Source organism: Streptomyces sp. NPDC046985 (genome assembly GCF_040644415.1).
Classification (GTDB): domain Bacteria; phylum Actinomycetota; class Actinomycetes; order Streptomycetales; family Streptomycetaceae; genus Streptomyces.
Genome location: NZ_JBEYWK010000014.1, coordinates 164,907 through 191,288 on the forward strand (window position 1 = coordinate 164,907; position 26,382 = coordinate 191,288).

At 67.9% G+C, this 26,382-nt stretch carries 14 protein-coding genes and 2 pseudogenes; 4 read left to right on the plus strand and 12 right to left on the minus strand.

Annotated features, from left to right (window positions below; all coding sequences use genetic code 11):
* Positions 1-204: 204 nt before the first annotated feature.
* The 3 genes and pseudogenes from ABZ861_RS19770 to ABZ861_RS19780 form a co-directional block, all read left to right on the plus strand.
* Positions 205-1,425 (plus strand): acetyl-CoA C-acyltransferase, encoded by a 1,221-nt coding sequence (locus ABZ861_RS19770; RefSeq protein ID WP_361631767.1) that lies wholly within the window; start codon positions 205-207, stop codon positions 1,423-1,425.
* A complete protein-coding gene (locus tag ABZ861_RS19775) occupies positions 1,422-3,548 on the plus strand; it encodes a 3-hydroxyacyl-CoA dehydrogenase NAD-binding domain-containing protein (protein WP_361631769.1) in 2,127 nt (708 codons plus the stop codon). The genes ABZ861_RS19770 and ABZ861_RS19775 overlap by 4 nt, the downstream gene beginning before the upstream one ends.
* 262 nt (positions 3,549-3,810) lie before the next feature.
* Positions 3,811-4,270, plus strand: a pseudogene (locus tag ABZ861_RS19780) (transposase); the annotation flags it as partial.
* A 1,101-nt stretch (positions 4,271-5,371) separates the two neighbouring features.
* Here the strand turns inward: ABZ861_RS19780 and ABZ861_RS19785 are convergent.
* From ABZ861_RS19785 to ABZ861_RS19795, 3 genes and pseudogenes are all read right to left on the minus strand, one after another.
* Positions 5,372-5,767: a hypothetical protein gene (locus ABZ861_RS19785; protein ID WP_361631771.1), complete on the minus strand. Its 396-nt coding sequence runs from the start codon at positions 5,765-5,767 to the stop codon at positions 5,372-5,374.
* A gap of 128 nt (positions 5,768-5,895) precedes the next feature.
* Complete coding sequence (locus ABZ861_RS19790) at positions 5,896-11,973, minus strand: DNRLRE domain-containing protein (protein ID WP_361631827.1); 6,078 nt, start codon at positions 11,971-11,973, stop codon at positions 5,896-5,898.
* A gap of 1,013 nt (positions 11,974-12,986) precedes the next feature.
* A pseudogene (locus ABZ861_RS19795) lies at positions 12,987-13,152 on the minus strand (IS30 family transposase); the annotation flags it as partial.
* 316 nt (positions 13,153-13,468) lie between these two features.
* Between ABZ861_RS19795 and ABZ861_RS19800 the strand changes: the two are divergent.
* Entirely contained in the window at positions 13,469-13,840 is a 372-nt protein-coding gene (locus ABZ861_RS19800; RefSeq protein ID WP_361631773.1) for an NTP pyrophosphohydrolase, read from the plus strand.
* Positions 13,841-14,052: 212 nt separating this feature from the next.
* Here the strand turns inward: ABZ861_RS19800 and ABZ861_RS19805 are convergent, their stop codons facing one another.
* The 9 genes from ABZ861_RS19805 to ngcE all read right to left on the minus strand — a co-directional run bounded on the left by ABZ861_RS19805 (position 14,053) and on the right by ngcE (position 26,261).
* Positions 14,053-15,594: an amino acid permease gene (locus tag ABZ861_RS19805; protein WP_361631775.1), complete on the minus strand. Its 1,542-nt coding sequence runs from the start codon at positions 15,592-15,594 to the stop codon at positions 14,053-14,055.
* A 158-nt stretch (positions 15,595-15,752) separates the two neighbouring features.
* Positions 15,753-17,684, minus strand: coding sequence for a 1-deoxy-D-xylulose-5-phosphate synthase (gene dxs / locus ABZ861_RS19810; protein ID WP_361631777.1), 1,932 nt, complete (start codon positions 17,682-17,684; stop codon positions 15,753-15,755).
* Between the two features lie 198 nt (positions 17,685-17,882).
* On the minus strand, positions 17,883-19,175 hold the full coding sequence (locus ABZ861_RS19815; protein WP_361631779.1) for a sugar ABC transporter permease: 1,293 nt from the start codon (positions 19,173-19,175) through the stop codon (positions 17,883-17,885).
* Positions 19,172-19,963 carry an ATP-binding cassette domain-containing protein gene (locus ABZ861_RS19820; RefSeq protein ID WP_361631781.1) on the minus strand — a complete coding sequence of 264 codons (792 nt, stop codon included), beginning with the start codon at positions 19,961-19,963 and terminating at the stop codon, positions 19,172-19,174. Before ABZ861_RS19820 ends, ABZ861_RS19815 begins: the two co-directional genes overlap by 4 nt.
* Positions 19,964-20,148: 185 nt before the next feature.
* Positions 20,149-21,249, minus strand: a complete 1,101-nt coding sequence (locus ABZ861_RS19825) for a substrate-binding domain-containing protein (protein WP_361631783.1) — start codon at positions 21,247-21,249, stop codon at positions 20,149-20,151.
* Between the two features lie 130 nt (positions 21,250-21,379).
* Positions 21,380-22,594: an ROK family transcriptional regulator gene (locus ABZ861_RS19830; RefSeq protein ID WP_361631785.1), complete on the minus strand. Its 1,215-nt coding sequence runs from the start codon at positions 22,592-22,594 to the stop codon at positions 21,380-21,382.
* Positions 22,595-22,870: 276 nt separating this feature from the next.
* Entirely contained in the window at positions 22,871-23,794 is a 924-nt protein-coding gene (locus tag ABZ861_RS19835) for a carbohydrate ABC transporter permease (RefSeq protein ID WP_361631787.1), read from the minus strand.
* Between the two features lie 2 nt (positions 23,795-23,796).
* The gene (locus ABZ861_RS19840; RefSeq protein ID WP_361631789.1) at positions 23,797-24,723 is read right to left on the minus strand and encodes a sugar ABC transporter permease; all 927 of its coding nucleotides are present in this window, start codon (positions 24,721-24,723) and stop codon (positions 23,797-23,799) included.
* 92 nt (positions 24,724-24,815) lie between these two features.
* Positions 24,816-26,261, minus strand: a complete 1,446-nt coding sequence (ngcE, locus tag ABZ861_RS19845; protein ID WP_361631791.1) for an N-acetylglucosamine/diacetylchitobiose ABC transporter substrate-binding protein — start codon at positions 26,259-26,261, stop codon at positions 24,816-24,818.
* Positions 26,262-26,382: the final 121 nt, after the last annotated feature.

The following is a 26,382-nucleotide window of genomic DNA, read 5'->3' on the forward strand; positions in this document are numbered from 1 at the left end:
GCGGCGAGAGGGTCCCGGCCCGGCGGCGCCTGACCGGATGAGGCGCCGATCGGCGCCCCCGGTCCCCTCGCCGGGCGTGTGACGTTCGCCGCTTGGGGCGGAAGGACTGGGCAGTGACATTACCCGCGAGTAGCATGAACCTGAGCGCACGCTCAGCGCTGTGCGCCGCAGCAGTGCCATCCCGCACCCTGGAGGAGAGCCATCGTGCCTCGTAGCGTCAGGGACGTCGTCTTCGTCGACGGCGTCCGCACCCCGTTCGGCAAAGCGGGCCCGAAGGGCATCTACCACGAGACCCGCGCCGACGACCTGGTCGTGAAGGCGATCCGGGAGCTGCTGCGCCGCAACCCCGGTCTCGACCCGAAGAAGATCGACGAGGTCGCCGTCGCCGCCACCACGCAGATCGGCGACCAGGGCCTGACCATCGGCCGCACGGCCGGCATCCTCGCGGGGCTGCCCACCACGGTCCCCGGCTACTCCATCGACCGCATGTGCGCCGGTGCGCTGACCGCCGTCACCTCGGTGGCCGGCTCGGTCGCCTTCGGCGCCTACGACGTGGCCATCGCGGGCGGCGTCGAGCACATGGGCCGCCACCCGATGGGCGAGGGCGTCGACCCCAACCCGCGGTTCGTCAGCGAGAAGCTGGTCGACCAGTCGGCCCTGTTCATGGGCATGACGGCGGAGAACCTGCACGACCGCTACCCGCAGATCACCAAGCAGCGCGCCGACGAGTACGCCGTGCGCTCCCAGGAGAAGGCCGCCAAGGCGTACGCCAACGGCAAGATCCAGGCCGACCTGGTGCCGGTCTCGGTGCGCCGCACGGACCCCGCGGTCGGCGAGACGGGCTGGGGCCTGGTCACCGCCGACGAGCCGATGCGTCCGGGCACCACCCTGGAGAACCTGGCGAACCTCAAGACGCCGTTCCGCGTGCACGGCCGGGTCACCGCGGGCAACGCGGCCGGCCTGAACGACGGCGCCACCGCCTCCGTCATCGCGAGCGAGGACTTCGCCCGGGAGAACGGCCTGCCGGTCAAGATGCGCCTGGTCTCCTACGCCTTCGTGGGCGTGGAGCCGGAGGTCATGGGCTACGGCCCGATCCCGGCCACCGAGAAGGCACTGGCCAAGGCCGGCCTGTCGATCTCCGACATCGGCCTGTTCGAGATCAACGAGGCGTTCGCCGTCCAGGTGCTGGCCCTCCTGGACCACTACGGCATCGCGGACGACGACGAGCGCGTCAACCAGTACGGCGGCGCCATCGCGTTCGGCCACCCGCTGGCCTCCTCCGGTGTCCGGCTGATGACCCAGCTCGCCCGCCAGTTCGAGGAGCAGCCGCACGTCCGCTACGGCCTGACCACCATGTGCGTCGGCTTCGGCATGGGCGCGACGGTCATCTGGGAGAACCCGCACTTCGACGGAGGCGACAAGTGAGCACCGCTGAACTCCTGAAGGGCGCGGCCGAGCTGTTCCCGGACGAGGTCGTGACGCAGGCGCACGTGCGCCACTTCGACCTGCCGCTGGGCGCGGGCCGGTTCGCCCTCGTCACGCTGGACAACGGCTTCGACCACACCAAGCCGACCACCTTCGGTCCGCAGTCGCTGGCGAACCTGGACGCGGCGATCGACCAGGTCGAGCAGGAGGCCGCGGACGGCGAGATCGTCGGCGTCGGCGTCACCGGCAAGCCGTTCATCTTCGCGGTCGGCGCCGACCTCAAGGGCGTCGAGCTGCTGAAGCGGCACGAGGACGCGCTGGCCATCGGCCGCGGCGGCCACGAGGTCTTCAAGCGGCTGGCGAAGCTGGCCGTGCCCACCTTCGCCTACTACAACGGCGCGGCGATGGGCGGCGGCGTCGAGGTCGGCCTGCACTGCTCCTACCGCACGGTGTCCGCGGCGCTGCCCGCGTTCTCGCTGCCCGAGGTCTTCCTCGGCCTGGTCCCGGGCTGGGGCGGCTGCACCCTGCTGCCGAACCTGATCGGCGCCGACAAGGCGGTCTCGGTCGTCATCGAGAACAGCCTGAACCAGAACAAGCAGCTCAAGGGCGCCCAGGTCTACGAACTCGGCATCGCGGACGCGCTGTTCGAGGGGGCCGACTTCCTGGAGCAGTCGCTGATCTGGACGGCGGCCGTGCTCAAGGGCGAGATCGTCGTCGACCGCCCGGTGATCGACCGCGGTGAGGCGTGGCAGCAGGCGGTCGCCCGCGGCCGGGCCGTCGCGGACTCCAAGGTGCACGGCGCGGCCCCGGCCGCCTACCGCGCCCTGGACATCATCGCCGCCGCCGAGAACGGCGACCTCCAGCAGGGCTTCGACGCCGAGGACCAGGCCCTGGCGGACCTGATCATGGGCGGCGAACTGCGCGCCGGCATCTACTCGTTCAACCTGGTGCAGAAGCGCGGCAAGCGGCCCGCGGGCGCCCCGGACAAGAACCTGGCCCGCCCGGTGACGAAGGTCGGCGTGGTCGGCGCAGGCCTGATGGCCTCGCAGCTCGCGCTGCTGTTCCTGCGCCGCCTGGAGGTCCCGGTCGTCCTCACGGACGTCGACAAGGAGCGCGTCGACAAGGGCGTCGGCTACGTCCATGCCGAGATCGAGAAGCTGCTCGGCAAGGGCCGGATCAACCAGGACAAGGCCAACCGCCTCAAGGCGCTGGTGACCGGTGTACTGGACAAGGCCGAGGGCTTCTCGGACGCCGACTTCGTCATCGAAGCGGTCTTCGAGGAGATGGGCGTCAAGCAGAAGGTGTTCGCGGAGGTCGAGGCGGTCGCCCCGGCGCACGCGATCCTGGCGACGAACACCTCGTCCCTGTCGGTGTCGGAGATGGCGTCGAAGCTGAAGCACCCCGAGCGGGTCGTCGGCTTCCACTTCTTCAACCCGGTCGCGGTGCTGCCGCTGCTGGAGATCGTCCGCGGCGAGGAGACGGACGACGCCTCGCTGGCGACCGCCTTCGCGGTGGCCAAGAAGCTGAAGAAGACGGCGGTCCTGGTCAAGGACGCTCCGGCGTTCGTGGTGAACCGCATCCTGACCCGCTTCATGGGCGAGATCCAGAACATCATCGACGAGGGCACCCCCGTCGAGGTCGCGGAGAAGGCGATCGAGCCGCTGGGCCTGCCGATGTCCCCGCTGGTCCTGCTCGAACTGGTCGGCCCGGCGATCGGCCTGCATGTCTCGGAGACCCTGCACGGGGCCTTCCCGGACCGCTTCACCGTCTCCCCCAACCTCAAGGCGGTCGTCGAGGCGGGCAAGCGCGGCTTCTACGTCTACGACAGCGGCAAGCCGGAGCTGGACCCGGAGGTCGCCGCGCTGCTCCAGCAGGGCGACACGGTGCTGACCGAGGAGCAGGTGCGGGCCCGGGTGCTCGACGCGGTGGCCCAGGAGATCGGCCTGATGCTCGACGAGGGCGTCGTCGCCGAGGCCCAGGACATCGACCTGTGCCTGATCACCGGCGCGGGCTGGCCCTTCCACCTGGGCGGCATCACGCCGTACCTGGACCGCGAGGGCGTCTCGGACCGAGTGAACGGCAAGCGCTTCCTGACACCGGGCGTGGCGTCGGTCCCCGCGTAACGGTCACCGCCACACGAAGAGGGCCCGCCGACGAAGTCGACGGGCCCTCCCGGTCTCCGATCCAGAGCGAGCACGGGCGTCGAAACCAGCACGACAGCATGGGCCTTCTTCAGCGCACCGAACTGCTGCGACTGCTGGAGGAGCATGGTCTTGCGGTCATGTGGCCTTGGCTGACCCCTCGTTGGCGGCGACCGCCCTCGCCAGCAGTTCCGGATCGGCCAGCGTGGCGGGGTAGCGGGGTGGCGCAGCGTATGGGCCCTGAAAAGGGAATCTGGCAGGTCCGAATCCTGTCGACCGGGGCAAGTACGGCTCGAAGATCCACCTGATCACCGACCGAACCGGTCTGCCGCTCTCTGTCGGCGTCTCCGGTGCCAATGTCCACGACCGCCGGGCCCTGTACCGCTCGCCAAAGGCATTCCTCCGGTCCAGTCCTGGCGTGGCCCCCGCCAACGCAAGCCCGGCAAGCTTTACGCCGACAAAGAATACGACCACTCCCACTTGAAGCGATGGCTATCCCAGCGAGGCATCCGGCATCGCACAGCCCGTAAGGGAGTCGAGACCTCGCAACGGCTCGGCCGGCACCGCTGGACCATAGAATGCAGGATGGCCTGGCCCGCCGGATGCCGTAGCTTGCATCGTCGCTACGAGCGCGAAGCCAAGCACTTCCTCGCTTCCCGAGCCCCGCATGCAACCTGATCTGCTACCGCAGGCTTGCCAGATGAGATGGCTTCTTAGTCGAGATCTACAGCAACATGGTTCATTTCTCGGCGGACTGGTGGACTCTTCTTCGACGGACGGGCAAGAGCCGTGCACGGATGAGCTTCGCGAGAAGTGCGGGGACGGGCGAGCGTCCATAGACTCGGACGACAAAGCCTCGCGCTGCGTGTTCTCCACCTGGCAACGATCTGGCGGGGCCTTCGGCGATCCTCGTTCGGACTATCGGGACATTGCCATGCGCTGATGGCGGCACAAGCAAGGCCTTCACTCAGGCCATTGCCACACTACTGGTCAGCCGGCTAGGTCCAGTGAGGTTTTCGCAGTGAAGATCACCTCTGGAATTCGTTGAGGACGAGGGCGGCGCGGGCGATGTCGCCGATGGGGCTGGGACTGAGCGTGACGTGTCCGAGTGCGCGCCAGCGTTCCTTGTGCTCGGCGGCGGCACGCCCGCCGCGTGCGTGGATGCCTCTGATCGGGGTGTTCGTCGTTCGAGTGTCGGTGGGGAGAGCCCGCTCGGGCTGGCCTTTCGGGCGTCGGACCGGCACGTGGATGCCGATCCAGCACCGATGCAGCCCCTTACGACCGGGGTCGGCATCGATGCCTTTGTGCAGTTAGCGGTAGCCGACCGGTGGCCCGGGAGACGCCAGCGTCGCGGGCAGGCAGTGTACACAGCCGCGCACACGGAACCAGCACAGCCTGGCGGAACGGACCCAGCGCCCGGGGGTCCTCCGACGATGGGCGGCCAGGAGCCGGGCAGGGAACTCGATGGTGTCGGGAAGATCGTCGTTATGGGTGTCTGCTATGAGTTCGGCGAGTGCGAGGAGGCTTCCGCTTGGCCGTTAGCTTGCACGATGGCCCATCGGGACGCGGCGTCCTCCAGCCCATGATGCGGCGTAAGCTGCGAATTCGTAAAGCCCGCCGCGGAGTCGCCTGACCCTGATGTCGGGCCCAATGGCCTTGACGCGGGGAGACTATAGAAGCACGGAACACCCCGGATCGTACGTCGGTGTCTTTCCGAAAGCACTGTTTTCCCAGCCTTCACGCTCCGCCATTTCCTGTCCAACCTGCGGATACTTGGCGATTTACGCAGCTTCGCCCAAATCAGGTCACTGAGAAAACGTCACTGACATCCATTCCATACCCATGAACAAGCAGGCCACAAGCATGGCCACTTCGATCACACCGCCACGGTAAGTTCCGTCACTTTTTCGATGGTCCACGAGATAGCGACAGGAGTCGGCGGCCACTCCGGCCACCACGGCCACCCCCAGGCTCTTCACATCGAATACCGAACCCACCAAGACGGCCAACCCCACTCCGGCGGCACCAGCGGCCGCACCCAGAACTCCCGCCCGATTAAAGAGACTTATGTCTCGCAACTTGACAGTTTTTGAATTTCGGAAAGATCGCAACATCGTGCGAAAGTTCAGAAACACGCCCGCAGCCGCCACCACCGCTGCAAGCGTGGCGGCGATGGCACCGCATATTACAAAGATTTCCACCGATTCCCCTAACTCCGGGGTCTGTTCCGACGGACGAACCCTCGGAACAGACCCCGGACCCTCTACCTACAGCGCTGAAATCAGGCTTCGCGGATCTACCGCCTCGCCTTTATGGCCGACAGCCCTGACTACCAGAACCTCCAGAAGGGCCGTCCCTTGAAGCACGCTTGGTAGACCATTCCAACTCCCGCGACCTGTGCGATGACACCGAGGCCTGCCCGATAGAGGGACCGAACTGCGACCCTATAGCTGTAGCCGACGATCATACCCCAAACAATTCTCCAGAGTCTGCCAGCGGCCCGCATTTCCTTGATAATACGGAATGCCTTGGTCCAGGGAGCCACCGCGGCGACAATCGCCGATATGCAGTTCATGCACTTAACAAACTTCGACCAATAGCTGGTGCCTGAAAGGTCGAAGTTGTCGTTAGGGTCTTGTTTTGCGTAGTCGTACGCGTTGGCGCTGCCTCCGACAACAGGATCGATGGAAAGGAACCGACCGATCTGCGGGTCGTACAGGCGCACGCCCATGAGGATGGCGGCAGTAACTGTTTCGCTTGAGCGTTGTTTGCCGCCGAGCCAGCCGTAGCGAGCTATCGCCGTGTCGCCCTCCGGGTTGCCGTACTCGTCATAGGCGAGTGCGACCACCGGTTGGGTAACGTTCAAGGGAAGCTGCACCGTCACGTCACCGTGGATGTCAGTGAGCTGCAGGACCGTGCTGCCGTCCGCTGCCGTGATTGCGTCGAGTTGGCCGCTGGGGCCTTGGACCTCGCGGCTGACGGTGCCGCTTGCTTCCTGGATCCAGTCGGGGCTGTCGCCGTCCGAGCCGTAGTGGTTGGTCTTGGCTCCGGTCTGGGTCCAGGTGCCGTCGCTGCTCTGGGCTTCGCTGGTCCAGGCGGCGAGACGGCCTGCCGCGTCCAGGCTCCAGGTCTGCCGCCTGGAACCGGAGATCTGCTGGTGGACGAGGTCGTTGACGTAGTAGCCGATGGTCGCGCCCGACGCCTGGGCTGTGGTGCGGCCGAAGGCGTCATAGACCGTGCCGGTAGCGGCCAGCCGATCGGCGCTGTCGTAGGAATACGACGTGGTGGTCGCGCCTGCGGAGGTGCAAGCCGCGCCCACGTCGCTGGTGGAGACGGCGAGCGACTTACGGTTGGTGTCGTTGTCGAAAGTGTAGTCGTGGCGGGTGCAAGCCCCGTCCGGGCCAGTGTCGTCGGCCCTGGTGAGGCGTCCGGCCGCGTCGTAGCTGTAACTGCGGCTGCGGCTCTGGCCAGCCGTGTCGGCGTTGTCCACGTTCTGGCCATGGACGCTTTCGTCGACGGTGTCGGAGGCCACGACGGCGCCGTCGGTTTTGCGGGTGTAGACGCGCGAGGTGGTCACCCCGGTCTCGTCCTGGCCGACGGTGAGGGTATAGCCGCCGGGCAGGACTTCGCTGTCCAGTTCGCCGTCCGCGTCGTAGGTCGCAGCGAAGGCGCCGGCGGCCGAGTCGGTGCGCGAGGTCTCCAGACCACGCGGGTCCTTGGACGTGTCGTACGCGTAGGTGGTGGTCGACGGGGCGGAGTCGGTGGTCTTCACCGGTCGGCCGAGCGAGTCATAGCTCGTGGCGGCGGTGTTGCCCGCGCCGTCGTTGTAGGAGATCTGCCTGCCTAGGACGTCGTAGGTGTGGGTGATCGTCTGCCCGCTGGAGGTGACCGTGGCCACCTTGCCGGTGCTGGTGTCGTAGGTGGTGGTGCTGTCCGGCACCGCCGTGCCCACACCACCGCTGACCGATGTCGCCGTGATCCGTCCGGCGGCGTCGTGGTCGTTGGTGGTGGTACGGGTGACGCTGTTCGCGGCTTCCGTGGTCTTAGCAGTGTTGCCCCAGCGGTCGTACTCGCTGGTTTTGGTCGGCAGTTGCGTGGGGTTGGAACCGCCGCCTGTGATGGCGCCTGCCGGGCCCGTGGAACACAACAGGTCGGCCCACTCCGGCTTGCCGTTACACGCGCCGGTGCCGGTCGCGGAGTAGTACACGGTCACCGTGGCCCCGGCGTCCGAACCGGACGACTTCGGGAGGGTGGTCTTGACCACCCGGCCCTGTGAGTCGTACTGCGTGGTCTCCCTCAGTGCCAGACCGGATGGATCGGTGATCGTGGCCGTGGGCAGAGCCTTGGCCCAGTCGTACTGAATCCTGACGGTACGCACATCAGCATCCGACGGGTAGCCGTCCACGTGTGCACCGACCTGCGTAGTGGTGACCTGGTCGACGGCAGCGGCCGTGCCGTCGGTCGGCCGGCCCTCGTCGTAGGTGTTCACCGTATGCTGCCGCGCCGTCACCTGCGTGCCGGCTGAGAGGTCCGCACCGCCAGTGGCCGCCTTCAAAGCGGACGTGAGCTTCACCTGATGCAGCGGCCCGTACTCGTCCGTCTCCGTCAGCCCGTCGGCGGAGTAGACCGTGCGTGTGGACAGCAACCCCGCCCGGTCAGCCGACGTCATCTGGTCGATGCTCAGCGCCACCTGCTCCGCCAGCCCGCCACCGCTAGTGGCCAACGCCAACTCACGGTTGCGAGCGGATAGTTGACGGACAATGTGACCGAAGCGGTCATACTCGGCAGCGGTGATGTGTCCGCCCGGTGTGGCTGAGTTCACCTCGCGGCCTGAGGCGTCAGTGTAAGTGAGGGTCGCCCGTTTGTAGTCGGAGGCGGCCAGGCTTGAACCGGTGTTGGACGCTGGCACCGAGTCTGCCGGGAAGACGGCGGTAGCATCCGTCGGCACGTCCGATTGTCCCCAGGACGCGACATCCGAGGCGTCCATCGCGTTGGGCGCCTTGCTTCCGGTCAACGGCACGTCATAGACGACGCTGGTGGTCGCCGTCGTACCGTCCGGGGTGCTCTTAGTGCCCGCCGCCAGATTGGGGCGGGAAGCTTTGAGCAGCATGCCGTCACCGGCGGTGACGGCATCGCCGGCCTTGCCGTAGGCGAACGTCCAGGGAAGTTCACCTGGCGGGGTCAGGGTGGCGATGCGGCCCGCTGAGTCGTAGGTGTAGGCGATCTTCAGAGCAGGGCTGATCCGCGGGTCCCACTCCTCGCACAAGCGACCGGAGTTGTTATAGGAGTACTGCGCGACCACCGTGGCACTCGCCGCCGGGGCACCCGGATCGGTGGCCCACTCCTTGATCTGCTTCACCTGCCCGGTGTAGTCCCCCAATGCGATGGACGTGGCGGTGGTGGAGGCCGCATAGACGAACTCCATCATCCGGCAGCCCTTGGTCGACGGCGTGGTCTCACACGTCGACGCGGACACAGCCGAGGTGGGAGCGATCACGTACTTCGGGCGGGCCAGAATGCTGGTGCCCGAGGTGACCTTCTCTGAGACCACCTTGGTGGTGGAGTCGTCGGTCGGCAGATAGGTGCTGGAGACCTGCCAGGTGGTGGCCGCCGCGTCCACCTTGGCGAACGTGGTGGCCGCGCCGTCATGGTCTTTGAGCGTGAAGGAACCCGTCAGCGAGCCGGCCAGAGCCAGGTCTTCTGAGCCGGGCTCCGGTTTCCAGCCTCCGGCGGAGGTGGCGGTGAAACCGGTCGTGTGGCCGTCCACGTCCACGACGGCCACCGAGGTCGCCGACGTCTTACGGACGTATGCCCAATCGGAGTCGGTCATCTCTGCGGTGGTGCCGGAGGTCCATTGCGGTCCGAAGATCGCGACTTGGCCCTCCGCGTCGGCGCCCACCGTAGGGCGGCGAGAGGACGCCGTACGCGACACCGACATGTCGAAGCTGGAGGCGTCAGTCGCCGAGAGGCTGAAGTCACCGGTCAGTGCGTTTACCGTGCCCGGCCCGACGTCCTCACTCGGCGCCGTGCCGGCGTTGCGGTCCACGATGGTCGTGTGGGGCTGGGAATAGACGGTGGTGGTGCCGTCGGTGAAGGCTGCCCGGACGTCGATCGCTCCGTCTTCGGGCAGGCTGTCAGTGACGTTCCAGGTCAACGGTGCGGGCTGGCCGCCCGTCACGGCGAGTGGCCAGGCGGCGACCGCCGTACCGTCCGACGATTTGCTCACGTCTACGACCGGCACAGTGTTCCAGGTGTCCGTCTCACCACGCCGGTACTGGTACGTCACGCCGGTGTAGGTCGTCTTGCCGGTGGAGGTCAGGCTGACCCGGCGCGCAGCGGTGTCGCCCTCGCCTGGGGTGAGCAGGCCGGCACCGTCACCGACGCCGAAGGCGTAGGTCGTCGTGGTAGAGGAGACGTTGCCGCCGGAGTCGACGGTTTTGGCATACAGCTTGTGCCAGTCCTCGCCGGGCTTGATCGTGATCGTCAGTGGGTCGCCGTCGGTGCCGTTTCCTGTGTCGTAGACCCGATTAGGCACCGAGGAGTTGTCCAGACCCCAGTAGTAGCCCATACCGTCGGTGGAGGAGGTGTCCAGGGTGCAGGTGGCGCCACTGTCGGACTCGGCCGTCCAGGTGTCCTTGCTGTACGGGTCGCAGGAGATCGTGGGCGCGGCCGGCAAAGCGGTGTTGAGCACAAAGTTGGTGTAACTCGACCAGGCACCATAGTCGGTGCCGTCGTAGCCGCGCACCCGGAACCGCAGGTGGGTGCCCGCGGGGAGCGCTGAGGCGGAGGGGATCGCCAGCGTCGCCGTCGAGCCGGAGGCCACGGACGTAGAGGTGCCGGTGTAGGAGTATGTGGTGCCCGTTTGGTTCGGAGTGATCTCGAACTGAGCCTTGACGCTGCTCCCGTCGGCGTCGGCGACCTTCGCCGACAGGGTTGGCGTCAGTGACGTCACGTACAGGGTGCCGTTATAGGGGTTGGGGAAGTTCGGCGAGATGGCGGCCGAGGACGTGGTCGCGTACGAGTTGTATGTGACCGTCAGGTGCGGCTCGACCGAGTTGTCCCCGGAGACGTAGTTGGCGGAGCGAAAGCGCCGCCAGGTCAGGGGATCCTTCTCCGACGCGCCGGCGATCCGCAGCCCGTAGTTCGCCGAGCCGTTCGCCCATGCCTGCACGATGCCGTCGATGTCGAAGTTCATAGTGCCTGCCGGGCAGGACGAGTTGAACCCCAGCGCGGCCTTGTTGACCACAGCAGCGGTGGCCGTGGTCGCTGGCTGCGAGCCCCAGGTGATGGTGGAGGAGTCCCAGGCCGCGGTGACCTGGCGCACCTCGGTGCCAGCACCATTGGTGGCGCAGCTAGAGGAGTAGTACGAGTACAGAGCCAGGTTGGTGTCGGTGATGTGCTTGCCTGCGAACTTCGACACGTCGAACTTCAAGTACGAGCGCGCCACATCCGTGCCCGTGTCGTACGTGCCGGACTTCAGTTCCTGCGAGGAGACCTGCGAGTCCGGGTAGTCCGGGGTCTGCACCCAAGTGTCGGTCGTGACCGCCAGCGTGGACGTCGGGTCCACCGTGACGGGGTAGGTCGCGGTTGCCAGGAAGTCCTTGTCTGGGCTGAGCACCAGGATTTGAGAGCCGTCCGACGCCGACTCGATCTGCGTCGCCACCCGCTCTTGGTGCGCCGGCTCACCGGACGTCGGGTCCTTGCTCGCGTCCCACATCATCGGCGCCGGCGCTTCGGCGACCAGATCACCGTCACTGTTCTTCAGCAGCAGGTGCCCGGAGCTGGCCTGGGAGAGCTTCAGGCCGTCCAGATCGAGCGGGATCCGGTAGGAGGCCGAGTCGTTGTCTGGCTGTTGGGTGAGCCTGATGCTCTCCGAGAACCCCTGCGCCAGCGCACTCACCGACAGCGTCTGGCCGCTGCCGAGGTCGTAGGAGGCAGTGTTCTTCTTTACCGTAGGGGCGGGCAGCTTGCCCTGCCAGCCCAGTCCGAAGGACTCCTTGCCCTTGGCCACCGATGCCAACTGGCTGTCGCCACCGTCGGAGACGGCGATGTCCGCCACCGCAGCCGCAGGCGTGAGGTCGGAGCCGGTGTCGGACAGCGTGGTGTCGATGTCCGTCCATGCTCCGTTGTGCTTCACACGGACCGGACCGGCATACGCCTCGGTCTGCAACTCGCCGCTGGGCAGCGCGTATGTGGTCGAGTCCGCCGCCCGCTCCGACAGTATCTCGATTTTACGGTTCTGAAGCCGGGCCATCAGGATCGCCGACGCCTCGTCCTGCGCCTCGGCGGCCCCCGACGTCTGGGTCGCCTCTGACTGACCCGCCCCGGTCGTCACGCCGGGTGTCGTAGTGGCGAATGCAAGGCCGGAGTCCTGTGACAACAGTGCGGCTTCGGCCGCGAACACCATCACTACGCCGACGGCTATCTGCCGCAACCGCCGCGTCTGCCGCGGACGGCCCCTTCTCAATCTGCCATGCAGCACAGATCTGTGGCGCAAGACCAGCTCCCTTTCGTCAATAGACCCTCGGTCGAGCAGGGTCCAAACAAACGGAACTGATCATTCACAGTAGAGACACAAGATGCGCACATACGCGCATCCTGGAGTAAATCTTTAACTATAATATATTAAATAAATAGTAAATTTTACCAGCAGCCGACCATCGCATGATGCCCTGCCACTGGTTAGTCTGGATACATGTAACCGAAAAGCGCGATGATTCCCGCGAGCGCACGGCCGCAAGATGCCATGGGAAGAGTTTAGAAATTTTGCTTTTACTTGAAGGGATAAGTGAACATAGTTAAATGATAGCCCTTTAAGTTAGAAGTCCGTCATGGCGTGATTTTTTATGTTTTCTAGTTAATCGTCACAGAGTGGTGTAGTCGCTGCCGTGCGGCGGTGGAGTTCGGCGACGTCGCCGAACGTTCACTGGTGGGTCGCTCGACCTGCGCAGCTTCTACCCACGCCAGAATCCGTATCGCGATCGTGCCCGACGGCTTCTCTCCATACGCGACTGTGAAGACGGATAGCCGCGCCAGCTACCGGACGGCGCTCTCATCGAGTCTGACCGTGTTGGGGAAGTCCATGAGAACAGCAACGACCTGTGGTTCAGTCGGAAACACGAAACCTTCAGCGGCAATGTGCAGTTCCTGTCCGCCACGGACGGCACCCACTACGAGTTTTCGGTGTTGAGCCCGGCTCAACACCGGACATCACCGCTGCCCGCAGCCATCTCCTGCCGGGTTTGTGCAACGGCGCCGCCAACGGTCTGCCGACCCCGGCCCAAAGGGGCTACCGGTGCCGGAATCGGCATCCACATGCCAGTCCGGTGCCCGAAAGGCCAGCCCGATCGGCGACATCGCCCGCGCCGGCCTCGTTCTCAACGAATTCCAGAGATGATCGAGGCGCGCGGCTGAGGTTTCCTAGCCGAGCGTTTTGGGTGGACGGCTGTTGAGTTCGGCGGTCACGGTCGCCGGGTACTCGGAAATGTGGCCGCTCGGGTCGGTGCTCTTGAGGAAGGTATCGCCGCAGCAGACTGTTCGTGTTCTCGTTTGATCTGCGCTGCCACGGGCTGGCCGGGTCACAGAAGATGGCCGGGCGCTGATCCTCACTAAGGCCTTCACGGCTCTGAACGTAGAAGGCCTGGTAGATCGTCTAGTGGACCACGTGCATCTCCAGTTGGCCTGGAACCGGGTTCGCAAAGCCTGGCAGATGTGCTCGGAACTTCATCGGCGTTCGAGGCAAGTCCTTCCTGGATGACGTTCCGCAGTTCGGGGTTCTGGCCGCTCTTGCCCGCCTCGGGCCGGGGACGGAGTGTCGGGGCCCTCTCGCGCACCCCAGTCAGGGGACCGAGGGCCACGGCTCGCGCCTCTCCCGCCTCCGGGCGCCGTGGGATCCTCGTCTCATGGATGAGGACTCTCCCCTGCTGGTGATCGTGGACGCCGCGAACGTCGTCGGGTCGGTGCCCGACGGGTGGTGGCGGGATCGCAAGGGCGCCGCCGAGCGGCTGCGCGACCGGCTGGCGTCGCGGGGCGTGCCGAAGCTCGCCGAGCGGGCGGAGATCGTACTGGTCGTCGAGGGCGCCGCACGCGGTGTCGCCGCCGTGCCGGGCGTGCACGTCGACGGCGCGTCCGGCAGCGGGGACGACCGCATCGTCGAGCTGGTCGAAGAGGCAGGCGACCGCCCCGCCCTCGTCGTCACGGCCGACCGCGAGCTGCGCCGCCGGGTGACGGAGAGAGGGGCGGAGGTCACCGGCCCCAGCGCGATACGCGGCTGAGCCCGCCGAACCTCCAACCTCAGCGCGCCCGCCGGACCTCCGACTTCACGCGCCTCCGCGCCGCCACCGCCGGGCGGCCTCCACAACCTCACCGCGTCACCGCGCCGCCCCCCGCCGGGCTTCCAACCTCACCGGGTCCCCGCGCCGCCACCCGCCGGACTTCCCCAACCTCACCGCGCCCCCGCGCCGCCACCGCCAGGCGGCCTCCAGCCTCAGCGCGTCCCCGCGCCGCCCCCGGGCTCCGTCCCGGGCTTCGGCGTGTTCGCGGGCGCCGTGCCGTCGTCGCGTTCGGCGAGGCGGCTGTGGGTGCGGCCGTAGAGGAAGTAGACGACGAAGCCGATCACCATCCAGATGGCGAACCGCAGCCACGTCTCGGCGGGCAGGTTGAGCATCAGCCACAGCGAGGCCAGCACCGAGAGGACCGGCACGACCGGCACCAGGGGGGTGCGGAACGCGCGCGGCAGGTCGGGGCGGCTGTTGCGGAGGATGACCACGCTGAGCGCGACGACGATGAACGCGAACAGGGTGCCGATGTTCACCAGCTCGGCCAGTTCGCTCAGGCTGGTGAAGCCCGCGACGACGGCGATGATCACGCCGAGCAGGATCGTCGGGCGGTAGGGCGTGCGGAACCGCGGGTGGGTGTGCGAGAAGAAGCGGGGCAGCAGGCCGTCGCGGCTCATCGCGAAGAAGACGCGGGCCTGGCCGAGCAGCAGGATCATGCACACCGTGGTGAGGCCGACGGCCGCGCCGAAGCTGATCAGGCCCGCGAACCACGGGTGCCCGGTGGCCTTGAAGGCGTCGGCGAGCGGGGCGTCCACGGACAGCTTGCTGTACTTCTGCATGCCGGTCACGACGATCGACACGGCGACGTAGAGCACGGTGCAGATGATCAGGGAGCCGAGGATGCCGCGCGGCACGTCGCGCTGCGGGTTGCGGGTCTCCTCGGCGGCGGTGGCGACCACGTCGAAGCCGATGAAGGCGAAGAACACGACGGAGGCGGCGGTGAAGACGCCCAGCACGCCGAAGTCGGAGGGCGCCCAGCCGACCAGGAGCTGGATGAGCGGCGCCTTGAGGTTGCCGCCCGCCGCGACCGGCTGTGACTTCGGGACGAACGGACGGTAGTTCGAGCCCTTGACGAAGAAGGCGCCCGCGACGATCACCACGAGCACCACGGCCACCTTGACGGCGACCACGATCGAGGTGACCCGCGCGGACAGCTTCATGCCGACCACGAGGACGGCGGTGAGGACCAGCACCAGCAGCGCGGCGAGGACGTCGAAGCCGAACCCGGAGGCGTTGTCCCGGCCGCTGAGCGCCTCGGGCAGATGCCAGCCCACGTTGTCGAGCAGCGAGTGGATGTAACCCGACCAGCCGACGGCCACCACCGCCGTGCCGAGCGCGAGTTCCAGGATCAGGTCCCAGCCGATGATCCAGGCGGGGAACTCGCCCAGCGAGGCGTAGGAGAAGGTGTACGCCGATCCGGCGACGGGGACCGTGGAGGCGAACTCGGCGTAGCACAGCGCGGCGAGCGCGCAGACGACGCCGGCCACCACGAAGGACAGCGACACCGCCGGTCCCGCCGTGTTCTTGGCGGCCGTGCCGGTGAGCACGAAGATGCCGGTGCCGATGATCACGCCGACGCCGAAGACCGTGAGGTCTAAGGCGGACAGCGACTTGCGCAGCGCGTGTTCGGGGTCCTCGGTGTCCTGGATGGACTGCTCGACGTTCTTCGTACGGAAGAGCGTGCTGGCCACGGGCCTGCCTCCCCTGCTTGTCGTCCTCGACATGATCGAGAGGGCTGGGGAGCGTATGCCCCGCACTGGCAGGTTCACGCAATCGGGCCGCTTCCGCCACCGGTGAGGGGGGCGGAACCGGCCCGTCGGGGTCGTCCGTGCGGCGGACGGCCGGCGCGTCAGTCGCGCGCCGACTGCACCGCGGAGTCCACCTCGGCGGCCGTGCGCGCGAAGCGGCCGTCGAGCTTGGCGACCAGACCGGTCACCTGGCGGGCGATGTCCGGCGCGGTGAGGCCGATCTCCGCCAGGACCTCGGCGCGCGAGGCGTGGTCGAGGAAGCGCGGCGGGATGCCGAAGTCGCGCAGCGGCACGTCGACCCCCGCGTCCCGCAGCGCCTGGGCGACGGCCGAACCGACCCCGCCGACCCGGGAGTTGTCCTCGACGGTGACGACCACCCGGTGCCGCTCGGCCAGCGGGGCCATCGCCTCGTCGACCGGCTTGACCCAGCGGGGGTCCACCACGGTGGTGGAGATGCCCTGCTTGTCCAGCAGGTCCGCGATCTCCAGGCACATCGGGGCGAGCGCGCCGACCGACACCAGCAGCACGTCGGGGGCGGCGGCGCCGGGCTCGCGCAGCACGTCCATGCCGCCGACGCGGCCCACGGCCGGGACGGCGGGGCCGACGGCGCCCTTGGAGAAGCGGACCACGGTCGGCGCGTCGTCCACCTCGACGGCCTCGCGGAGCTGGGCGCGGACCTGCTCGGCGTCGCGCGGGGCGGCCAGCCGCAGCCCGGGGACGACCTGGAGGATCGACATGTCCCACATGCCGTTGTGCGAGGCGCCGTCGGTGCCGGTGACGCCCGCCCGGTCCAGGACGAAGGTGACGCCGCACTGGTGCAGGGCCACGTCCATCAGCACCTGGTCGAAGGCGCGGTTGAGGAAGGTGGCGTAGACGGCGAAGACGGGGTGCGTCCCGGCGTGGGCGAGGCCGGCCGCGGAGACGGCGCCGTGCTGCTCGGCGATCCCGACGTCGTAGACCCGGTCCGGGAACGCCTTGGCGAACTTGTCCAGGCCCACCGGCTGGAGCATGGCCGCGGTGATGGCGACGACGTCCTTGCGCTCCTTGCCGAGCCGGACCATCTCCTCGCCGAAGACGCTGGTCCAGTCGGCGCCGGAGGCGGCGATGGGCAGGCCGGTGTCCGGGTGGATCTTGCCGACGGCGTGGAAGCGGTCGGCCTCGTCCTGGAGGGCGGGCTGGTAGCCGCGGCCCTTCTCGGTGAGGATGTGCACGATGACCGGGCCGCCGAACCGCTTGGCGCGGGTCAGCGCCGACTCCAGGGCCTCGATGTCGTGGCCGTCGATCGGGCCGACGTACTTCAGCCCCAGGTCCTCGAACATGCCCTGCGGGGCGATGAAGTCCTTCAGGCCCTTCTTGGCGCCGTGCAGCGTCTCGTACAGCGGCTTGCCGACGACCGGGGTGCGCTCCAGGACCTCCTTGGTGCGGGCGAGGAAGCGCTCGTAGCCGTCGGTGGTGCGCAGGGTGGCCAGGTGGTCGGCGAGGCCGCCGATGGTGGGCGCGTAGGAGCGCTCGTTGTCGTTGACGACGATGACGAGCGGGCGGTCCTTGGCGGCGGCGATGTTGTTGAGCGCCTCCCAGGCCATGCCGCCGGTCAGCGCGCCGTCGCCGATGACCGCGGCGACGTGGCTGTCGCGCTGGAGGATCTGGTTGCCCTTGGCGATGCCGTCGGCCCAGCCGAGGACGGTGGAGGCGTGGCTGTTCTCGATGACGTCGTGCTCGGACTCGGCCCGTGCGGGGTAGCCGGAGAGGCCGCCCTTCATCTTCAGCCGGGAGAAGTCCTGGCGTCCGGTCAGCAGCTTGTGCACGTAGGACTGGTGTCCGGTGTCCCACAGCACCTTGTCCTTGGGCGAGTGGAACACCCGGTGCAGGGCGATGGTCAGCTCGACCACACCGAGGTTGGGACCGAGGTGACCGCCGGTCTTGGAGACGGCCTCGACGAGGAAGGTCCGGATCTCCTCGGCAAGCCGGTCCAGCTCCTCCAGGCTGAGCCGGTCCAGATCGCGCGGTCCCGTGATGCGGGTCAGCAGCGGCACCCGTGCCTCCTTGCAGTAGAGCTGATCGAGCTGTTGCCGGGCCTGACGAGTCTAATGTTCCGCCCGCGCGCCCCACGGCCGGGCGGCGGGTCGCGGCTCACGCGAACGGCCGCACCCCGGGCGGACCCGGTGAACGGCGCGACCGTGCCCGGCGCCGCCGTCGGCGCCGGGCACGGTCTGTGGGGCCTCCTCGTCGCGTCAGGCGCGACCGGCGGACTTCTGGGTCTTGCGGGTGACCGCGTCGATGACGACGGTCGCCAGCAGGACGCCACCGGTGATCATGTACTGCACCGGCGAGGCGATGCCCTCCAAGGCGAGGCCGTACTGGATCGAGATGATCACCAGCACGCCCAGGAGCGCGTTCCAGGTGCGGCCGCGGCCGCCGAACAGCGAGGTGCCGCCGATCACGGCCGCCGCGATCGCGTTCATCAGCAGGTCGCCGCCGCCGGCGCCCTGGTTGGCCGCGGCGATCTTGGAGGCGAGGAACAGGCCGCCCACCGCGGCGAAGGTGCCGGAGATCGCGAAGACCGAGATCCGGACCATGTCCACGTTGATGCCGGCGCGGCGGGACGCCTCGACGCTGCCGCCGAGCGCGAAGATCTTGCGGCCGTAGGCGGTGCGGCGCAGCACGAAGTCGGTGACGAACAGCACCGCGACGAAGATCACCACGGCCAGCGGCAGGCCCTTGTACTGGTTGAAGACGATCGCCGCCGCGAAGGAGACGACGGCCAGCAGCACGGTGCGCAGGACGGTGTCGCTCAGCGGCTTGGACGGCACGCCGGCGGCCTCGCGGCGCTTGTTGTCGTAGAAGGAGCTGACGAAGTACAGCACGGTCACCACGACGGCCAGGCCGTAGGCGGCCGCCACATTGGAGAAGTAGTACGTCGTCAGGTTGGCGACCAGGCCGTCGTCGTTCAGGTTGATCGTGCCGTTGTCGCCCAGGATCTTGAGCTGGAAGCCGTTCCAGAACAGCAGGCCGGCCAGGGTGACGGCGAACGCCGGCACGCCGATCTTCGCGAAGAAGAAGCCGTGGACGGCGCCGGCCACCGTGCCGGTGAGCAGGGCCAGCACGAAGGCCAGCACCTCGTTCATGCCGTGCGTGACGTTCAGCACCGCGAAGGCGGCGCCCGCCACGCCGGAGACCGAGCCGACGGACAGGTCGATCTCGCCGAGCAGCAGGACGAACACGATGCCGATGGCGATCATGCCCGTGCCGACCATGGCGACGGAGATGTCGGAGAGGTTGCCCGCGGTGAGGAAGTTGGAGTTCAGGCTCTGGAAGATGATCCAGATGATCGCCAGACCGAGGATGACCGGGAGGGACCCGAGGTCGCCGGCCTTCATCTTGCGCTTGAACTCGGTGAGGTAGCCGGCGAAGCCCTGTTCGCGCACCAGCAGCCGGGGGTCGACGACGGTGGCCGCGCCGACGGCCGCCTCGGGGTTCCCCACCGTGTGGCCCTCGGCGGGCGTGGAGGTGTTGTCGATGCTCACTTCTTGATCTCCCCATGGGTGCGCGCCGCGCGACGGGTGACGGCGTTGTCCGTGGCGCCCGTGATGGCGGAGATGATCTCTTCCTGCGAGGTCGACTTGACCTCGAAGACGCCGTTGTTGCGCCCGAGGCGCAGGACCGCGACCTTGTCGGCGACGGCCTTGACGTCGGCCATGTTGTGGCTGATCAGGATCACGGCGTGGCCGCGCTCCCGCAGCCGCTCCACCAGGTCGAGCACCTGGGCGGTCTGCTCGACGCCCAGGGCGGCGGTGGGCTCGTCGAGGATCACCAGCTTGGGCGCGCCGAGCATGGACCGGGCGATGGCCACGACCTGGCGCTGACCGCCGGAGAGCGAGGCGATCGGGATGCGGACGCTGGGGATGCGGATGGAGAGCTGGTCCAGCAGCTCTCGCGAGCGCCGCTCCATCTCCACCTCGTCCAGGACGCCGCCGCGGGCGAGCTCCCGACCCAGGTAGAGGTTGCCGACCACGTCGATGTTGTCGCACAGCGCGAGGTCCTGGTACACCGTGGCGATGCCCAGGCTCTGGGCGTCGTGCGGCTTGTTGACCTGGACGGTCTCGCCCTGCCATTCGATGACGCCCTCATCGATGGGGTGCACGCCGGCGATCGTCTTGACCAGCGTGGATTTTCCGGCGCCGTTGTCGCCCACCAGGGCGACCACCTCACCGGCGTGGACCTCAAGCTCTACGTCGGTGAGCGCCTGGACGGCACCGAACCGCTTGGAGACCCCGCGCAACGCCAGCACGGGCGTAGCGGACACGTGAACCATCTCCTTCGCCGCCTGACCCGGCGGGAGGTTATGCGGAAGAGTCGGGGGGATGCGTCCCGTCCGGCGCCCCGCGACGAGCTTGCGGGGCCGTCTGATGCGCGGGGCGCCGGCGGAGCCTGGGGCGCCCGCGTCCCCCGGCGGAGTTCAGAGCGAACTCCCCCCGGGGGCCGGGCGCGTGCCGTCGGTTACTTGAGACCGATCTTGTCGCAGGCGGCCTTGTACTGGCCGGTGCAGATCTCGGGGATGGTGTAGACGCCGTCCTTGACGACGGTGTCGTTGATGTTGGCCTTGGTCAGCGACTGGACGGCGACCAGGACGGACGGGACGGCCTTGGTGGTGGGGCTGTCGACCTTGTCCTTGGCGACGGAGTCGAGCGACTTGCCCTGCGCCAGGTCCACGGCCATCTCGGCGGCGGCGGCGGCCTCGGGAGCGTACGGCTTGTAGACGCTCATGTACTGCTCACCGGAGACGATGCGCTGCACGCCCGCCAGTTCGGCGTCCTGACCGGTGACCGGGACGGAGATGCCGGCCGCCTTGAGGGCGGTGATGATGCCGCCGGCCATGCCGTCGTTGGCGGAGTAGACGCCGACGATGTTCTTCTTGCCGATGGCCGAGATGGCGCCCTCCATGTTGGAGTTGGCGTTCTCCGGCTTCCACTCCTTGGTGTCGTACTCCTTGCCGATGTTCACCTTGCCGTCGAGCACCTCGTGGGCGCCCTTCTTGAACTGCGCGGCGTTGGGGTCGGTGGAGGAGCCGTTCATCATGACGATCTTGCCGGACTTGGCCTTGGCGCCCAGGGCCGTCAGCAGCGCCGTGCCCTGGGTCTTGCCGACGGTCTCGTTGTCGAACGAGGTGTAGGCGTCGATCGGGCCCTGCGCCAGGCGGTCGTAGGCGACGACCGGGATGCCGGCGTCCTTGGCCTTCTGCACCGAGTTCTTGATGGCCGCGGCGTCCACGGAGTCGACGATGAGCACGTCCACCTTGTTGGTGATCATGGTCTCGACCTGCTGGTTCTGCAGGCTGGCGTCCTGCTTGGCGTTGGCGTAGACCAGCTTGCCCTTGTTGTTCGTCAGCTCCGCGATCTTCTTCTCGATCAGCGGGCGGTCGAACTTCTCGTAACGAGCGGTCTGGTTCTCCGGCAGGAGCAGGCCGACCTTGATGTCGTCGCCCTTCTTGGCGGCGCCGGAGGACTTCGCGGCGCCGCCGCTGGACTCCTTGGCGCTGCCGCAGGCGGCGAGCGAGACGGCCATGGCACCAGCAGCAACGGCGAAGGCCGCACGACGCATACGCGTGTTCACTTCTTCAAACCTCCCTGACGAGGCCGCGTCGTTGCGGCCGAGGTGGCTGGAAGTCAACTCGGCCGCACGTGCGAGGTCAAGAAGTAAATCCTTAACGAGATGGCAACGATGCCATCCGTTATCTAAGTGAAGGCAGAGCGACGGGCTGGAGGGTGCCCAGCGCACTTCCGTCCAAAAGGGTCGAATCGCCCATCTCGCTGAGCGCCAGGGCGAGCGCGCCCAGCACCTCGGCGCGGCCGCCGAGCGCCCCGGGGAGCACCGAGAGCCTGCGAGCCGCGCTGGGGATGGCGTAGCGGCTCACGGACTCCCTGATGGGCCCCAGGACCAGCTCACCGGCCTCCGCGAGGTCGCCGCCGAGGACCACCCGGCTCGGGTTGAGCAGGTTGCAGAGATTGGCGACGCCGCTGCCCACGTGCCGGCCGACGTCGGCGATCACCCGGCGGCAGCCCGGGTCCCCGTCCCTCGCCAGCCGCACCACGCCCTCCATCGTCAGATCGGCGCCGTGACTGGCCTGGAGCAGCGGCAGCACGTACCGGGCGGCGGTGAAGGTCTCCAGGCAGCCCCGGTTGCCGCAGCGGCAGACGGGGCCGCCCTCGTCCAGGGTGATGTGCCCGATCTCGCCCGCCGTGCCCCCCGGGCCGCGGTAGATCCTGCCGTCGATCACCAGCCCCGCGCCGACCCCGCTGGCGATCTTGATGTAGGCCAGGTCGCGCACCCCGCGCCCGCTGCCCCACACCAGCTCCCCCAGGGCCCCCAGATTGGCGTCGTTGTCCACGTGCACCGGCACGCCGAGGCGCCCCCGCAGCTCCTCGGCCGGCCTGATGCCGGTCCAGCCCGGCAGGATGGCCGTGGAGCCGAGCGTGCCGGACTCCACGTCGATCGGGCCCGGCACGCCGAGGCCGACGCCCGCGATCTTGGCGCGGTCGACGGCGGTGGCCGCGATCAGCCGGTTGACCAGCTCCTCCGCCCGGTCGAAGCCCTCGCTCCAGGAGGCGTCCACGTCCAGCGGCTCGGACTCCTCGGCGAGCACCTGGTGGGCCAGGTTGCCGATCGCGACCCGCAGGTGGGTGTGCCCGAAGTCGACGCCGATGACGATCCCGGCGTCCCCGCTCAGCGACACGCTGCGCGCCCGGCGGCCGCCCGCGGACGTGGGCGTGACCTGCACCGTTCCGCCGTCCTTCAGCTCGCGCACGATGTTGGAGACGGTCGCCGCGGACAGACCGGTGGTCCGCGCGATCTCCGCCTGCGTGAGGGATCCGGCAAGGCGCACGGCGCGTACGACCCGCTCCAGGTTGGCTCGGTGCAGCGACGACTGCGAGCCTGGAGTCTCCACGACGACCTCCTGAGCGCGGGGCCGCTTCGGCGAGGCCCCGTCCATGTCCAACTAGTGAACTCTAAGATGAGCCGTTAGGGTCGCCTCCCGTCAAGAGGTTGAACCGTATCGAGAGCCTTCCCGACCGCTGACACCGCGGCGGGCGCGTGGTAGAGGCGGGACGAAGCCGCCCCCGGCGACCAGGAGCGGCTTCCGCCCGCGGGCACGGCGTGCGTCGCCGTGCGGACCCCAGGGCCTCCCCGGCGCTCCCCGGCGCCGCGCGGGCCGTCCCGGCCGCTACTTGAGAGCGCCCGCCGTGAGTCCCTGCACCACCTGGCGCTGGAAGATCACGTACGCCGCCAGCACCGGCAGCATCGCCATCACCAGGCCGGCGAAGAGGCCGGACCAGTCGCCCTTGTAGCCCTGGCTGACCGCCAACTGGACGAGTCCCTGGGTGAGCACGTGCTTGTCCGGATCGGTGTTGAGCACCGTCGGCAGCATGTACTGGTTCCACTGCCCCAGGAAGTTGAAGATCCCCACGCTGATCAGGCCCGGCTTGGCCATCGGCAGCATGATCTGGAAGAACGTCCGGGTGTGCGAGGCGCCGTCCACGAAGGCCGCCTCGGCCACCGACGTGGGCAGGGTGCGGAAGAACGCCGTCAGGAAGAACACCGTGAAGGGCAGCGAGTAGGCGATGTAGACCAGGATCAGCCCGTGGATCGTGTTGAGCAGCCCCATGTTGTTGACGACGTAGAACAGCGGGACGAGCGCCAGCATGATCGGGAAGCTCATGCCGCCCACGAAGAGGTAGTAGACGAACCGGTTGCCGGGGAAGTCGAACCGGGCCAGGACGTACGCCGCCATCGACCCCAGCACCAGCGTGCCGATCAGCGAACCGCCCACCACCAGCACGGTGTTGAGGAAGTACTCGCTCATGTGGGCGTCGTTCCACGCCCGCGCCCAGTTGTCGAAGTGCAGCTTGTCGGGCAGCGACCAGGGCGAGCCGAAGATCGCGCTGTCGCTCTTGAAGGACGTCATCACCGCCCAGACCAGCGGCATGACGACCATGATCGCCCAGATGACCAGGATGCCGTGCGAGAAGCCGTTGAGGACGCCGCCCTCCGGCTTCCGGCGGGGCGCCGGGGCGGCCGGGGCGCCGATCCGGGCGGCCGCCGCCCGGGGCTCGGCCGGGACGGGGGCGGGGGGCTCGGTCGTTTTCATGGTCAGAACTCCAGCCGCTCGCGCCTGCCCAGCCGCATCACCGCGGCCGCGAAGGCCAGCGTGACGACGAGCAGGGCGACGCCGATCGTGGTGGCGTAGGCGGCCTGACCGTCACGGAACGCCTTCTGGTACACGTACAGGACCATGACGGTGGTCGAGTAGTCGGGGCCGCCCGGTCCGGTCGTCATGATCTGCACGACTGCGAACGACTCCGCGCCGAGGGCGAGGATGCCCATGTAGACCCAGCCGGACTGCACGGTGTCCCACAGCAGCGGCAGGGTGATCCGGAAGAAGGCGGTGGACCGCCCGGCGCCGTCGAGCAGCGCGGCCTCGTACAGGTCGGCCGGGATGGAGGCCATGCCGGCGGAGAAGAGGACGACGAAGAAGCCGACCGTCGACCAGACCAGCACCGCCATCACGCACCACAGGGCGAGGTCCGGGTCGCCCAGCCACAGCGGCTGCACGCTGTCGAGCCCGATCCCGCGCAGCACCGAGTTCACGGCGCCGCTGTCCGGGTTGTACGCGAAAGCGAACAACAGGGCGACGATGGCGATGGACAGCACCTGCGGGAAGAAGTAGACGATCTTGTAGAAGCCGGAGCCGCGGACGCCGGTGATCACCGGCCCGCCCCTGCGGCGCCGCCCGCCGACGTTGATCATGAAGGCGAAGAACAGCGCCAGACCGAGCGTCACCACCGGCAGCACCAGGGCGAACAGCAGGCTGTGCTGCAACGACTTCCAGAAGATCTCGTCGTCGAACATGCGCCGGTAGTTGTCGAACCCGACCATCTTGAAGTCGGGGCTGAGGCCGGTCCAGTCCGTGAACGAGTAGTAGATGGACTGGACGAACGGCCAGACGACGAAGAGCGCGTACAGCCCCAGCGGCGCCGCCAGGAACCCCGCGATGAACCGGTACTTGCCGTGCTGCATTGCCAACTACCCCGATCTGGAGGGCGGGCGATGCCGCCAGGGCCCGCCCGGCGGCCGGTCCGGCCCGGCGGGCAGGCCCTGGTGACGGGCCCTCACTGGTGCTTGTAGTGCTTGATCGACGTGTCCTTCGCGGTCTCGTCGGCGAAGCCCTGGATCTTCTTGACGGCCTCCGCCGGGGTGAGGCGGCCGGCCATCATCTCGCCGAGGCCGGCCACACCGATCTTCTCCTTCTGGAGCTGCACGTACCAGTCCTGGAGGCGCGGGTTCACCACGTTGGACCCCGCCTTGGCCAGCGCCGCGACGCCCGACTTCAGACCCGGGGTCAGCTCGATGCCGTCGGTGCCGCCGTTGTAGGCGGTCAGCGACTTCACCTTGGAGGTGAAGTTCTTCGAGGACGCCTCGCTGAGCATGATGCGGAGCTGCTCCATGCCGCCCGGGGCGTTGGCGGCCTTGGCCGGGACGATGAAGGGCTCGCCGCCGGAGGCCCACATGGTGCCGAACGGCATCTTGTCGGAGCCGTCCAGGCCGCTGGGCGCGGAGACCGCGAGGCTGTAGTCCTTCGGGATCACGTTGGCGGACTCGTTCTCCACCCAGGAGCCGTTCGGGATGAACAGCGCATTGCCCTTGGCCCAGGCGGTCTGCGACTGGATGTGGTCCAGGCCGGGCGTGCCCTTGAGGACGTAGCCCTTCTTGTACAGCTCGTAGTACGCCTCGAGACACGCCTTGACGGCCGGGTGCTTCCAGGCGTTGGGCTCCAGGTTGTCGATGGCGTCCAGGACTTCCCGGCCGCCGACCTTGCCGATCATCGGGTAGAGCGAGAAGGGCAGGTAGTAGGGGTACTTGCCGGCGTACGTCCAGCCGGCCATGCCCTTCTTCTTGGCCTTCTCGCAGACCTTGAGCATCTCGTCCCAGGTCTCGGGGTACTTCTCGTCCAGCGAGTCCAGGGCCTTCTGCGAGTACCAGACGCCGTAGACGGTGTAGGCGTAGTAGAAGATCCAGACCGGCTTGCCGTCGAACTGGCCCATCTCCACGATGCCCGGCCGCAGGGTGTCGCGGACCTTCTTGGCCGGGTCGTCGTAAGAGGGCGCGTCCAGCAGCGGAGTCAGGTCGGTGAGCTGGTTCTTTCCGACGAGAACGCCCATGTCCATCTGCTCGGCGCCGGAGTTGTCGATGAGGTCCGGCGGATTGCCCTGGTTGAATCGCGGCTGGAGCGTCGACTGGATCTTCTGGGTGGCGGAGAACTTCACCGTCGCCTTGGGGAAGTCCTTCTGGTAGATCTTGGTGGCGTCCTGCGCGTACTCCTGGCCGAAGCCGCCGTCGAAGAGGACGAATTCCATCTTCGCGCTCTCGTTGACGCCGAGCGGGTTCTTCGCGGTCTTCTTGCCCTCCTTGGCCTTCCCCTGCCCGCCGCCACCGCCGCTGGCGCACGCGGACAGCAGGCTCATCGCGGGTACGGAGGCCAGACCGAGGGCCGCGGACCGCTTGATCAGGTCGCGGCGGCCGACGCCCCCGTGGTTCTCGGCGGAAGTGGATCCCATGCGCAAGTCCTCGCCTTCTCCAGGACTCAGGCGGTGAACCGGATCCTCCCGGGCACCGCGGTAGGCCAAGCTGGTTCGTGCAGAAAGTACTCGGTGCGTCTTCTACCGGGATCGCCGGGAA